Origin of the sequence: Actinophytocola sp. (assembly GCF_045807065.1) — a bacterium.
Taxonomy (GTDB): Bacteria; Actinomycetota; Actinomycetes; order Mycobacteriales; family Pseudonocardiaceae; genus Actinophytocola.
This window is the reverse complement of the sequence record NZ_JBJMIE010000356.1, coordinates 1-12,083: the sequence shown is the minus strand read 5'-3', so window position 1 is coordinate 12,083 and position 12,083 is coordinate 1. Positions and strand designations below refer to the sequence as shown.

Here is a 12,083-nt window from a genome sequence, read left to right as displayed (position 1 = left end):
TGCCGCGCTTGCGGGGGTACCGGCTGACGCGGCGGCGGAGGGCACCGGCAGGCCCCCGCTGTCGCAGCGGCCGGACCGGGAGTTGCGGGCCATCCTCCGCGAGGTGGACCCGAAGCGCATCGAGGCGACCGTGCGCAAGCTGGTCTCGTTCGGGACCAGGCACACACTGTCCACACAGGACGACCCGAACCGGGGCATCGGCGCCGCCCGGGACTGGATCTTCGCGGAGATGTCGGGGTACGCCGCGAGGTCCGGCGGCCGGATGACCGTCGACCTGCAGTCCTACATCCAGCCGCCCGCCGACCGGATCCCGGTGCCGACGAGGATCACCAACGTGCGGGCGACGCTGCGTGGATCCGCGACGCCGGAACGGGTCTACGTGGTGACGGGGCACTACGACTCCCGTGTCAGCGACGTCATGAACGCGACCGCCGACGCGCCGGGCGCGGACGACGACGCGTCCGGTGTCGCGGTGGCGATGGAGCTGGCCCGTGTCATGGCAACGCGGGCACCCGAGGCCACGATCGTGTTCGCCGCGGTCGCGGCCGAGGAGCAGGGCCTGTACGGCGCGCGGCACATGGCCGCGGAGTACAAGGCCGCGGGCGTGGACGTGCAGGCCATGTTCACCAACGACATCGTGGGCAGCAGCCGCGCCGACGACGGCACGGTCGACGCGCACACGGTCCGCCTGTTCGCCGAGGGCGTCCCGACCGCGGAGACCCCGGCGGAGGCGGCGATCCGGCTCTCGGTCGGCGGTGAGAACGACTCGCCGGCCCGCCAGCTGGCCCGGTTCGTCCGCGAGGTGGCGGTCAACCCCGAGACGGACATGAACGTGCGGATCATCTACCGCCGCGACCGCTACCTGCGCGGCGGCGACCACATCGGCTTCCTGGAGCAGGCCTACCCGGCGGCCCGCTTCACCGAGCCGAACGAGAACTTCGCGCACCAGCACCAGGACGTCCGCGTGGAGAACGGCCAGCAGTTCGGCGACCTGCCGCAGTTCTGCGACTTCCCGTACATCGCCCGCGTGGCAAGGGTGAACGCCGCCACGCTGTGGAGCCTCGCGACGGCGCCGGGCACCCCGAAGGGCGTCCACGTGCGGACGAGCGTGCTGACCAACGACACCGAGCTGGTGTGGCAACGCGGTACGGAACCGGACCTGGCCGGCTACGAGGTCGTGTGGCGCGAGACCACGGCCCCGGAATGGACGAACGTGCGCCGCGTCGGCGACGTCACCACCGCGACCATCGACCTGTCGAAGGACAACGTGTTCTTCGGCGTCCGCGCGTACGACCGGGCGGGCCACCGCGGCCCGGTGGCCTACCCGACCCCGCAGAGCTGACCCCCGGGACCCGGGTCAGGCGCCCTGCTCGGCCATCCACCTCTCGGCGGCCGCGGCGATCTCCTCCGGCGGGACGTCCCGGTCGTGCCGGGCCAGGCACCAGCGGATGCCCGCCGGGTCGCGGATGACGCCGAGGCGGTCGCCCGAGAACGCGTCGTCGACCGGCGACACAGCCGTGGCGCCGGCGGCGACGGCGCGGTCGAACAGCCCGTCCGGGTCGGCGGTCCAGTAGGTCATGGTGAAGTCGTTGCCCTCGCTGCGAGGTGCGACGATGCCCATGTCCGGGGCGGCCTCCCCGAGCTGGAACGGCGCGCCGCCGAGGCGCAGCTCGGCGTGCGCGACCTTCCCGTCCGGACCGTCGAACCTGGCGACCAGCTCGGCGCCGAACACCTCGGCGCCGAACACCTCGGTGTAGAAGTCGATGGCCGCGGCGGCGTCGTTGGCGGTGAAGAAGGTGGTGAGCGCGGGACTGGGATTGTCGGTCATGTGCGTCATCCTTGGCGCCATGACCGACGGCGGGCTTGTACGAACGCGACAGACCACGAGCGAGTACGGCATCCTCGCCGGCCCGCCCGTGCGGCTCGCCCGCGTCCCGGCGTCACCCGACCTGGCGCCGCTGGTCGAGCGGCACTGGCTCGTGTCGTGGGACCTGCCGCCGGGCCGCCGCGACCCGGTCACGCTGCTGCCGCACCCGTGCGTGAACCTGGTCTTCGACCGCGGCATGGTCGCCATCGCGGGCGTGGGCACCGAGCGGTTCACGTACGTGCGGGAGGGCCGGGGCCAGGTCTTCGGCGTGAAGTTCCGCCCGGGCGGCTTCTACCCGTTCCTGCGCGGCCCGGTCTCGGCGCTGACCGACCAGACCCGCCCGCTGAGCACCCTGTGGAACACCGACCGGTTCGCCGCCGACCTGGCGGCCGCGCCCGACCTGGACGCCCTGGTGGCGGTGGCCGAGGGGCACCTGCGTGCCCACTGGCCGCCGCACTCGCCGGAGGCCGAGGAGGTCGGCCGCATCGTGCACGCGCTGCTGTCCAACCGCACGATCCGCCGGGTGGACGAGGTCTGCGCCCGGTTCGGCATGAGCCCGAGGACGTTGCAGCGGCTGTTCCAGCGGTACGTCGGCGTGAGCCCGAAGTGGGTACTGCGGCGGTACCGCCTGCACGAGGCCGCCGCCCGCCTGGCGGAGGGCACCGGCGGCACCTGGGCCGAGGTGGCGGCGGACCTCGGCTACTTCGACCAACCCCACTTCATCCGCGACTTCACCCGCGCGGTCGGGATGACCCCCGCCGCCTACGCCGAGGCCTGCCAGCGCGGCGAACCGGTTCCCATCGGAGCGTAACCACGTCAGTACCCGCTGCGATCGCTGGCACCACCACTCATATAATGTTGGCCTTATGACCACATGGACCATCGAGCTGCACGCCGAAGTGTGAGGCCTGGTTCCTGCGGCTGGCCAGGGAGATCGTGAGACAGCGGACCTGATCGAACAAGCCATCGACATGCTCTCGGTGCGTGGCCCCACGCTGGGGCGCCCACTGGTCGACTACATCAAGGGTTCGGCTTTTCACCACATGAAGGAACTGCGGCCGGCCTCGGCAGGGTGTAGCGAGGGTGAGCCAGCCGCGCGTGAGCCAGCTCGAAGGTGGTGACATCGGCCAGATGGAGGTGGACACCCTGAGCCGGTACGTCATGGCCCTGGGCGGACGGCTCCGGTTGGTCGCCGACTTCGATGACCACGGCGTTGACGTCTCGACGACGACCCGCGACGAACTGTCGGTGTAGGCGTCGACGAGAACCTCAGTCCTCCCGGCGGGAGTCGATGACGATGACCTCCGGGTTCGTGACCTCGTCGTCGTCCACCACCTCGCCGTCCACCACCGCGTAGCCGCGGCGCCGGGTGGCGGCGCGGCGGAGCAGGCGGCGCCGGACGAGGCCGCGGGTCGGGGGGAACAGCAGGAACAATGCGGCGATGTCGCTCAGGAACCCCGGGAACACGACCAGTGCCGCGGCTACCGCGAGCAGTACGCCGTCGGTCACCGCCGGGCTCGGGTCGCGGCGGTTGCGGGCCGCGTCGGTCAGGGTCGTGAGCGTGCGCATGCCCTGCCGGCGCAGCAGCGACACCCCCAGCACGGACACGGCGACCAGCAGCAGGATCGTCGTGAGGGCGCCGATCGCCTGGCCCACCGCGATGATCACGGCGAGCTCGGCGACCACGGCGAGGAGCAGCAGCGCGAAGACAGGCATGCCGGGTCAACGTGTGACACCGCCGAATGGTGCCAATCGTCTACAGAAGGTTGACGACCGCGCAACCAGGTGTCGAGAATGGATCACATGGTGTCGTTCGAGACACATCCCGGCAGGTACCGGCACTGGCGGTTGCGTATCGACGGCGAGGTCGCCTGGCTCATCCTCGACGTCGACGAGCAGGGCGGCCTCATGCCCGGCTACGAGCTGAAGCTCAACTCCTACGACCTCGGCGTCGACATCGAGCTCTACGACGCCACCCAACGCCTCCGCTTCGAGCACCCCGGCGTCCGCACGGTGGTCGTCACCAGCGGCAGGGACAAGGTCTTCTGTGCCGGCGCCAACATCCGCATGCTGGCCGCGGCGAGCCACGCGTGGAAGGTCAACTTCTGCAAGTTCACCAATGAGACCCGCAACGGCATGGAGGACGCCACCGCGCACTCCGGCCAGACCTACCTCGCCGCGGTCAACGGGTCGTGCGCGGGCGGCGGCTACGAGCTGGCGCTGGCCTGCGACCACATCATCCTGGTCGACGACAACTCCTCGACCGTCGCGCTGCCCGAGGTCCCGCTGCTCGGCGTGCTGCCCGGCACCGGCGGCCTCACCCGGGTGGTCGACAAGCGCGGCACCCGCAAGGACCTCGCCGACGTCTTCGCGACCCGCGCCGACGGGGTGAAGGGCCACACCGCGGTCGACTGGAAGCTGGTCGACGAGCTGGCGCCGCCGCGCAAGTTCACCGACACCGTCACCGGGCGCGCGAAGGAGCTGGCGCGGCGCTCGAACCGCCCTGCGGACGCACAAGGCATCGAGTTGACCCCGCTGCGCCGCGACCGGTACGTCACGGTGGCCAGGGACCAGCACACCGCCACCATCACCGTCCACGCACCCGACGAGCCGGGCACCCTCGACCAGGGCGCCGAGTTCTGGCCACTGGCCATGACCCGCGAGCTGGACGACGTCATCCTGGACCTGCGCACCAACGAGCCCGAGCTGGGCACCTGGCTGGTCAGGACCGAGGGCGACCCGGACGTGGTGCTCGCGCACGAGCCCGTCCTGGCCGAGGACCACTGGCTCGCCAACGAGATCACCCACTACTACAAGCGGGTCCTCAAGCGCCTCGACGTCACCAGCCGCAGCCTGATCGCACTCGTCGAGCCGGGCTCCTGCTTCGCCGGTCCGCTCGCCGAACTGGCCTTCGCCTGTGACCGCCAGTACCTCCTCGACGACCAGGAGAACGGCGTCGCGGGCACGATCACGCTGACCGAGGCGAACTTCGGTCGCTACCCCATGGGCAACGACCTGTCCCGCCTGGAGTCCAGGTTCTACCGCGACCCCGAGGCGCTGGCGGCGGCACGCAAGGAGGTGGGCACCGCACTGGGACCGGCCGAGGTGTCCGCGCTGGGCCTGGTCACCGACGTCCTCGACGACATCGACTGGGACGACGAGATCCGCATCGTCACCGAGGGCCGCACGGCACTGTCCCCGGACGCGTGCACCGGCATGGAGGCCAACCACCGGTTCGTCGGCCCGGAGACCATCGAGACCAAGATCTTCGGCCGCCTCTCCGCCTGGCAGAACTGGGTCTTCGTCCGTCCCAACGCCGCCGGCGAACAAGGCGCGCTCCGCAGGTACGGCACCGGTCAGAAGGCGGTCTTCGACAGGAAACGGGTATGAGCGGTTCCATCAACTACGAGGACAAGATCCCGAACAACGTCGACCTGTCCTCGGACCGGCGGCTCCAGCGCGCGCTCGAGGGCTGGCAGCCGAAGTTCATGAACTGGTGGGCGGAGATGGGCCCGACGCTGGAGACCCAGGGCGTCTACCTGCGGACCGCGGTCAGCGTCGGCCGGGAGGGCTGGGCGCACTTCGACCACGTCAACGTGCCCGACTACCGCTGGGGCATCTTCCTCGCCGAGCGCGACCCCGACCGCCGCATCGCCTTCGGCGAGCACATGGGCGAGCCGGCCTGGCAGCAGGTGCCGGGGGAGTACCGCCCGGACCTGCAGCGCCTGATCGTCATCCAGGGCGACACCGAACCCGCGTCGGTCGAGCAGCAGAAGCTGTTGGGCCTCACCGCGCCCTCGCTCTACGACCTGCGGAACCTGTTCCAGGTCAACGTGGAGGAGGGCCGTCACCTGTGGGCGATGGTCTACCTGCTGCACGCCTACTTCGGCAAGGAGGGGCGGGAGGAGGCCGAGGCCCTGCTGCTGCGGAACTCCGGCAGCCCGGACTCGCCACGCATCCTGGGCGCGTTCAACGAGGAGACCGCCGACTGGCTGGCGTTCTTCATGTTCACCTACTTCACCGACCGCGACGGGAAGTACCAGCTCGGCACGCTGAAGGAGTCCGCGTTCGACCCGCTGTCGCGCACCTGCGAGTTCATGCTCAAGGAGGAGGCGCACCACATGTTCGTCGGCACCACCGGCGTCGACCGCGTGGTGGAGCGCAGCGCCGAGCTGATCCGCGAGCACGACACCCTCGACATCGGCCCGCGCGGCGGCATCTCGCTGGACATCATCCAGAAGTACATCAACTTCCACTACACCGTCTCACTCGACCTGTTCGGCGGTGAGACCTCGACGAACGCCGCCAACTACTTCACCGCGGGGCTGAAGGGGCGCTGGCAGGAGACACGGCGCAGGGACGACCACAAACTGACCGAGCACGGGGTGTTCCTGGAACGTCCGACGCGGCAGGGCACGTGGGAGAGGGAGGAGATACCGGCACTGCTCGCGCTGAACCTGGACCTGCGCGGGGAGTACATGGCCGACTGCGAGACCGGGATCAAGCGCTGGAACCGGATCCTCGAGTCGGCGGAGATCGACTACCGCTTCGCGTTGCCGCATCCGGGGTTCAACCGGTCGGTCGGGGTCAGCGCGGACGTCCACGTCACGCCGGACGGCACGGTCGTGGACGAGCGGACCTGGCAGGCCGCCAAGCACAGGTGGCTGCCTACCGGCGAAGACCTCACTTTCGTGCGATCGATGATGCGCCCGGTGTACGAACGCGGCAGGATCGCGAGCTGGGTCGCGCCGCCACGCAACGGCATCAACGGCAAGCCCTTCGACTACGAGTACGTCTACCTCGCCTGAGCCCCGAACCGAGGCGGTCAACGATGACTCCCACCACGTTCAACGCCACCGACTACTTACTCGACCGGCACGTGCGGGAGGGCCACGGCGACCGCACGGCCGTCCTCTGCGCGGGCGGCTCCCTGACCTACCGGGAGCTCGCCGCCGAGGCCCGGCGGGTGGCCGCCGGGTTCCGCGCGCTCGGGGTGCGCCCGGAGGAGCGGGTCATGCTCTGCATGGCCGACGGAGTGGAGCTGCTGACCGGCATCCTCGGCGCCATGTACCTGGGTGCCGTGCCCGTTCCCGTGTCCACGATGGTCACCGGGGCCGAGCTGGCCGCGGTGCTCGCCGACTCCCGCGCCCGCGTCCTGTGCGTGTCCACCGAGTTCGACGGCGCCGCGGGAGTCGCGCTGGCCTCCGCGCCCGAGGTCACCCACGTGCTCACCGACGGCGAGACCGACCTGCCCGGCACGCCCTGGTCGCGGCTGCACGCCCACGGCTCACTCGACGAGCCGTATCCGACCTGGCCGGACTCGCCCGCGTTCTGGCTGTACACCTCGGGCACGACCGGCAAGCCGAAGGGCGCCATGCACCGCCACGGCAGCGTCCGGGACGTCGCCGAGCTGTACGGCAGGGGCGTGCTCGGCGTCGAACCCGGTGACCGCACGCTCTCGGTCCCGAAGCTGTTCTTCGCCTACGGCCTGGGGAACTCGGCCTTCTTCCCCCTTTCCGCCGGCGCCACGACGGTTCTGGAGCGTGCCCGCCCGACTCCCGCGGTGGTCGCCGAGCGGGTGCGGGCCACCCGGCCGACCCTGTTCTTCGGCGTGCCGACGTTCTACTCCGCACTGCTCAACTCGGACATCCCCGACGACACGTTCGCCTCGGTGCGCCAGGGCGTCTCGGCCGGCGAGCCGCTGCCGCCCGTGCTGTTCTCCCGGTTCCGGGAACGGTTCGGCGTGGAGGTCCTGGACGGTCTCGGCTCGACGGAGGCCCTGCACATCTTCCTGTCGAACCGCCCCGGCGCGGCACGCCCCGGCTCGTCCGGCGTGCCCGTCGACGGCTACCGCGTGGAGCTGCGGGACGAGACGGGCGCGCCGATCACCGCGTCCGGCGTGCCGGGCGACCTGTTCCTGTCGGGTCCCTCGGTGGCCACGGGGTACTGGTGCCGCACGGAGACCACCCGCGCGGTGTTCCAGGGCGAGTGGCTGCGCACGGGCGACACGTACGTGCGCAACGAGGACGGCACGTACACCTGCCTCGGCCGTTCGAACGACATGCTGAAGGCGGGCGGCATCTGGGTGTCGCCGACCGAGGTGGAGGAGCGGCTGCTGGAGCACCCGGACGTGGCGGAGGCGGCGGTGGTCGCCGGCCGCGACACGGACGGTCTGGACAAGCCGGTCGCCTGCGTGGTCGCGGCCCCGGGTCACACGCTCGACGCGGCGGCGCTCGTGCGGTGGTGCCGTGCGGGCCTGGCGGCGTACAAGCGGCCGCGCGCGGTGGTGGGGATGGGGGAGCTGCCCAAGACGGCGACGGGCAAGATCCGCAGAAACGTGCTCCGCGAACTGGTGGCGGAGGAACTGATCACGCGTCCCACAACCCCAGAGGAAACAGTACTCACCTGACGCTCGACGGAACGCCGCTGGTGGACGCCCGCGTGTCCAACCCTCCGGACCCGCGTGTCCAACACTCCGGACCCGCGTGTCCAACACTCCGGACCCGCGAGTTCGACACTCCAGACCCGCGAGTTCGACTAATCGTGTCACTGGCCGCCGAGCACCCGGCCCACGACACCGCCGGCCAGCCCCGCCGCGCCCGCACAGCCGAGCGCGATGGCCCACCCGACGGGACCGAGCGGGGTGCAGCCGAAGAACTGGCTCAGCCCCGGCGTCTGGATGATCGCCGCCAGCAGCGCCGCCGAGCCGAGCCCGGCGGCGAGCACGGTCCGGTCGCCGCCGCCCGCGGACAGCGTCTGCGCCAGCTGGGTGCCGACGAGCGCGGCGAGCGCGACGGTGGACGCCCTGCGTGCCCGGCCGGTGAACCTGGCCGCGGTCCACGCCGCGCTCGCGCCGAGCGTGGTCGTGACCGCGCGGGTCGTCATGTCCCGCGTCAGCGCCCTGCCCAGCGACGCGCTTGGGCCCTCCCGCAGCAGGTCCGCGACCGACTGGCGGTCCGGCCTGCTCAACGCGATCGCCAGCGCGGGCGCCAGGTCGGTGAGCAGGTTGACGAGCAGCAGCTGCCGCGCGGACAGGGGCGACCGGCCGGTGATGGCGGACGCCAGCACGGTGAACGCGATCTCGCCGAAGTTGCCGCCCAGCAGGATGCCCAGCGCCTCGCGCACCGACGCCCACATCGCCCTGCCCTCGATGAGCGCGGCGATGATCGTCTCCAGCCGGTCGTCGGTTACCACCAGGTCCGCGGCCGCCCGTGCGGCGGGAGTGCCACGCCTGCCCAGCGCGATGCCGACGTCGGCCAGGCGGATGGCCGGGGCGTCGTTCGCGCCGTCGCCGGTCATCGCCACGACCCTGCCGAGCCGTTGGTACGCCTCGATGACCCGGACCTTCTGCGCCGGGCTGCAGCGGGCGATGACGTCGACCACCGGCAGCACCTCGGCCAGCCTGTCGTCGTCGAGGTCGGTGATCTCGGCGCCGGTCAGCACGGTCAGCTCGCCCCCGCCGTTGACCCGGCCGGCCACCGCCTGGCCCGTCGCCGGGTGGTCGCCGGTGATCATGACGATCCGCACCCCGGCCTCCCGCAGCTTGGCCGCGGCCGGCGGTGCGCTCTCCCGCACGGGGTCGGCCAGGGCGACGAACCCCAGCAGCGACAGGTCCCGCACCATGTCGTCGCCGACCTCGGCGTCCGCCGAGGACAGCTCGCGTTCCGCCACGGCCAGCACCCGGTGCCCGGCGGCGGCGAGCGCCTCGTACCGCTCCTCGAGCCGCCGCCGCGCGTCCCCGTCGAGCCCGGCGCACCGCGGCAGCACGACCTCCGGGGCGCCCTTCACGCTCAGCAGCACCCGCTCGCCGGCCGTGCCGGCGGCCGCGTGGTAGCCCCGCGACGGGTCGAACGGCACCTCGCCGGCCGGCTCCCACTCCTCGGTCACGTCCGCCCGTCGCGCGCCCTCGACCACGGCGCGGTCGGTCTGGTGGCTCATCTCCTCGGGGCGGTCGGCGCCCGGGGTGGCGCGCACCGCCGCGGCCAACACCCGGCGGTGGCTCGCCGCCAGCTCGTCGACCGAGGCCGTGGCGGAGCAGTCGTCCACCTGGTCGACGCTCAGCCTGCCCTCGGTGAGCGTGCCGGTCTTGTCGAAGCACAGCACGTCGACGCGGCCGAGCGCCTCGATCGTGCGCGGGTTGCGGACCAGCGCGTTGTGCTCCGCGAGCCGTCGCGCGGCCGCCAGCTGCGCCGCGTTGACCAGGAACGGCAGCCCCTCCGGCACGGACGCGACGGCCAGGTTGACCGCGGCGCCCATCGTCTCGCGCAGCGGCACCCGGTGCAGCAGCCCGGCGCCGGCGACGGCCGCGGCGGAGCCGAGCGCGAGCGGCAGGCTCTTGCGGGTCAGCTCCGCGAGACGGGCCTCCACGCCGGTCGTCGGAGCGGCCGCGCGGGCGGCGGCCATGCCGCGACCGACCTCCGTCTCGTCCCCGACCGCCACGACCACGGCGGTCGCGGTGCCGCTGGAGATCGTGGTGCCCTCGTAGAGCATCGACGTCCGGTCCGCGAGGTCCGCGGCCACCACCGGCGCGGGGTCCTTGCCGACGGGCAGCGACTCGCCGGTCAGCGAGGACTCGTCCACCTCGGTTCCGGCGCCGTCGAGCAGCCGGCAGTCCGCCGGCACCACGTCGCCCGCGTTCAGCACCACGACGTCGCCGACCACCAGCTCGTCCGCGGTGACCTCGCGTTCCCGCCCGTCCCGGCGGACCGTGGCGCGGACGGCCGACCGCCTCAGCAGCTTCGCGAGCGCCCGCTCGGTCCGGGTCTGCTGGACGCCGCCGACCAGTGCCGACACCGAGACGATCGCGCCGACCAGCACGGCGTCGACGGGTGAGCCGACCGCCGCGGACAGTGCCGCGCCACCGGCCAGCACCGGGGTCAGCGGGTTGGCCAGCTCGGCGAGGAACGCCTTGGCGAAGCTGGCGTCGCCGGCGCCGTCGCCGCGTCCGGTGTCGGGCCGGCGGCGCCGCGCCTCGTCGGCGGACAGGCCGTCCGCCCCGGACCCGAGCCGGTCCAGGACGATGCGGGTCGGCATGAGGTGCCACGGCACGCCGGACCGTGCCCGCGGCGCGGCGGCGGTCGTCCCCTCGAGCTTCGAGGCACGCCAGGTGCCGCCGGCGAACGCCAGCGCAGCGCCCGTGTTGACCGCACGCATGCCGCGACCGGCAGCGCTGACCCGCGCGGTGACCGGCGTGTTGAGGGCGTTGACCGCGCCGATGCCGCTGGCGGCCACGGCGAGCCTGGTGCTGTCCCGGTTGACCAGCCGCGCGGTGTGCGCGGCCGCGATCACCATCGCCACGGCGTCGAGGTCGGCCTCGACGATCAGGTGCGCACCCCAGGGCGGGGCGGCGTCGCCGCCGTGCATGCCGACGCCGCAGTCCGCCGCGCCCAGCGCCCGCCGGTCGGCCGACACCAGCATCACCACGTGCCCGTCGGCCTGCAGCGACCGGACCGTCGCCGACGCGTTCCCCTCGGCGTGCTCGACCAGCCGCAGCCCCGCCCGCGCCGCCGCCGTGCCGAGCGCGTCGAGCGCGGTCGCCGTCTCCTGCCCGACGGTGACGTGCGCGCGGAGCTGGTCGCCCTCGAACAGGCCGAGAATGCCGGGTTCGTCGGTTGGTGCGGGCGGTCGCCCGTCCTGGGTGTGGCCGGCCGTCGGTTGGTTGGGGTCGGACGGTGTGAGCGCGGCGGGTTCGTTGCCTGGCGCGAGTGGTTGCCCGTCCTGGGTGTGGCCGGCCGTCGGTTGGTTGGTGTTGGGAGGTGTGAGGGTGTCGGGTTCGTCGTTCGGCGGCCGGCCGCCCTGTGTGTGTTCGGCGGCCGGTTGGTCGGGGCGGGGTGGGGTGGTGCTGGGTTCGTCCGTGCTGGGGTCGTTGGTTGGTGTGAGTCGCCGGGTGTGCCGTGTGTGTTCGGTCGCTGGCTGGTCGGGGTGGGGCGGTGTGAGGGTGCTGGGTTCGTCTGTGCTCGGGTGGTTGGTTGGTGCGAGTCGCCAGCCGTCTCGGGTGTGTTCTGCCGTCGGTTCGTCGGGGTCGAACAGCTCGAACGCCCTGGTCGCGAGCGTGCTCGGGTCGGCGTCGGCCACCGGCCTCAGGTCGGTGAGCTGCCAGCGTCCGGCGGCGAGGGCCGCGGTGTCGACGACGAGCACGTCCACGAGGTCGAGCCGGCGCAGCACCGCGCGGTCCATGACGAGGACGCCCCGGCGCGCCATGACCCGGCCGAGCTGC

9 protein-coding genes are annotated in these 12,083 nt (G+C 72.4%); 6 read left to right on the top strand and 3 right to left on the bottom strand.

The window, feature by feature from the left end:
* A partial coding sequence (locus ACJ73U_RS20695; RefSeq protein WP_407779309.1) for a M20/M25/M40 family metallo-hydrolase occupies positions 1-1,342 on the top strand: 1,342 nt, incomplete at its 5' end.
* A 15-nt stretch (positions 1,343-1,357) separates the two neighbouring features.
* Here the strand turns inward: ACJ73U_RS20695 and ACJ73U_RS20690 are convergent.
* Complete coding sequence (locus ACJ73U_RS20690; RefSeq protein ID WP_407779308.1) at positions 1,358-1,828, bottom strand: VOC family protein; 471 nt, start codon at positions 1,826-1,828, stop codon at positions 1,358-1,360.
* 19 nt (positions 1,829-1,847) lie between these two features.
* On the opposite strand from ACJ73U_RS20690, the gene ACJ73U_RS20685 reads away from it, so the two are divergent.
* Positions 1,848-2,678, top strand: coding sequence for a helix-turn-helix domain-containing protein (locus ACJ73U_RS20685; protein WP_407779307.1), 831 nt, complete (start codon positions 1,848-1,850; stop codon positions 2,676-2,678).
* A 287-nt stretch (positions 2,679-2,965) separates the two neighbouring features.
* Positions 2,966-3,121, top strand: coding sequence for a hypothetical protein (locus tag ACJ73U_RS20680; protein WP_407779306.1), 156 nt, complete (start codon positions 2,966-2,968; stop codon positions 3,119-3,121).
* A gap of 15 nt (positions 3,122-3,136) precedes the next feature.
* On the opposite strand, the gene ACJ73U_RS20675 is transcribed toward ACJ73U_RS20680, so the two are convergent.
* On the bottom strand, positions 3,137-3,583 hold the full coding sequence (locus ACJ73U_RS20675; protein ID WP_407779305.1) for an FxsA family protein: 447 nt from the start codon (positions 3,581-3,583) through the stop codon (positions 3,137-3,139).
* A 78-nt stretch (positions 3,584-3,661) separates the two neighbouring features.
* On the opposite strand from ACJ73U_RS20675, the gene boxC reads away from it, so the two are divergent.
* Genes boxC through ACJ73U_RS20660 form a run of 3 tightly spaced genes read left to right on the top strand, consistent with a single transcriptional unit; the run spans position 3,662 to position 8,276 of the window.
* Positions 3,662-5,257, top strand: coding sequence for a 2,3-epoxybenzoyl-CoA dihydrolase (gene boxC, locus ACJ73U_RS20670; protein ID WP_407779304.1), 1,596 nt, complete (start codon positions 3,662-3,664; stop codon positions 5,255-5,257).
* Positions 5,254-6,675: a benzoyl-CoA 2,3-epoxidase subunit BoxB gene (gene boxB, locus ACJ73U_RS20665; protein ID WP_407779303.1), complete on the top strand. Its 1,422-nt coding sequence runs from the start codon at positions 5,254-5,256 to the stop codon at positions 6,673-6,675. The genes boxC and boxB overlap by 4 nt, the downstream gene beginning before the upstream one ends.
* A gap of 23 nt (positions 6,676-6,698) precedes the next feature.
* Positions 6,699-8,276 carry a benzoate-CoA ligase family protein gene (locus ACJ73U_RS20660; RefSeq protein ID WP_407779302.1) on the top strand — a complete coding sequence of 526 codons (1,578 nt, stop codon included), beginning with the start codon at positions 6,699-6,701 and terminating at the stop codon, positions 8,274-8,276.
* Between the two features lie 137 nt (positions 8,277-8,413).
* Here the strand turns inward: ACJ73U_RS20660 and ACJ73U_RS20655 are convergent.
* The coding region (locus ACJ73U_RS20655; protein ID WP_407779301.1) for an HAD-IC family P-type ATPase at positions 8,414-12,083 on the bottom strand (3,670 nt) is incomplete at its 5' end.

Coding starts and splice junctions, on each gene's coding strand:
- ACJ73U_RS20690 (WP_407779308.1), bottom strand. CDS start 1,828: ATGACCGACAATCCCAGTCCCGCGCTCACCACCTTCTTCACCGCCAAC.
- ACJ73U_RS20685 (WP_407779307.1), top strand. CDS start 1,848: ATGACCGACGGCGGGCTTGTACGAACGCGACAGACCACGAGCGAGTAC.
- ACJ73U_RS20675 (WP_407779305.1), bottom strand. CDS start 3,583: ATGCCTGTCTTCGCGCTGCTGCTCCTCGCCGTGGTCGCCGAGCTCGCC.
- boxC (WP_407779304.1), top strand. CDS start 3,662: ATGGATCACATGGTGTCGTTCGAGACACATCCCGGCAGGTACCGGCAC.
- boxB (WP_407779303.1), top strand. CDS start 5,254: ATGAGCGGTTCCATCAACTACGAGGACAAGATCCCGAACAACGTCGAC.
- ACJ73U_RS20660 (WP_407779302.1), top strand. CDS start 6,699: ATGACTCCCACCACGTTCAACGCCACCGACTACTTACTCGACCGGCAC.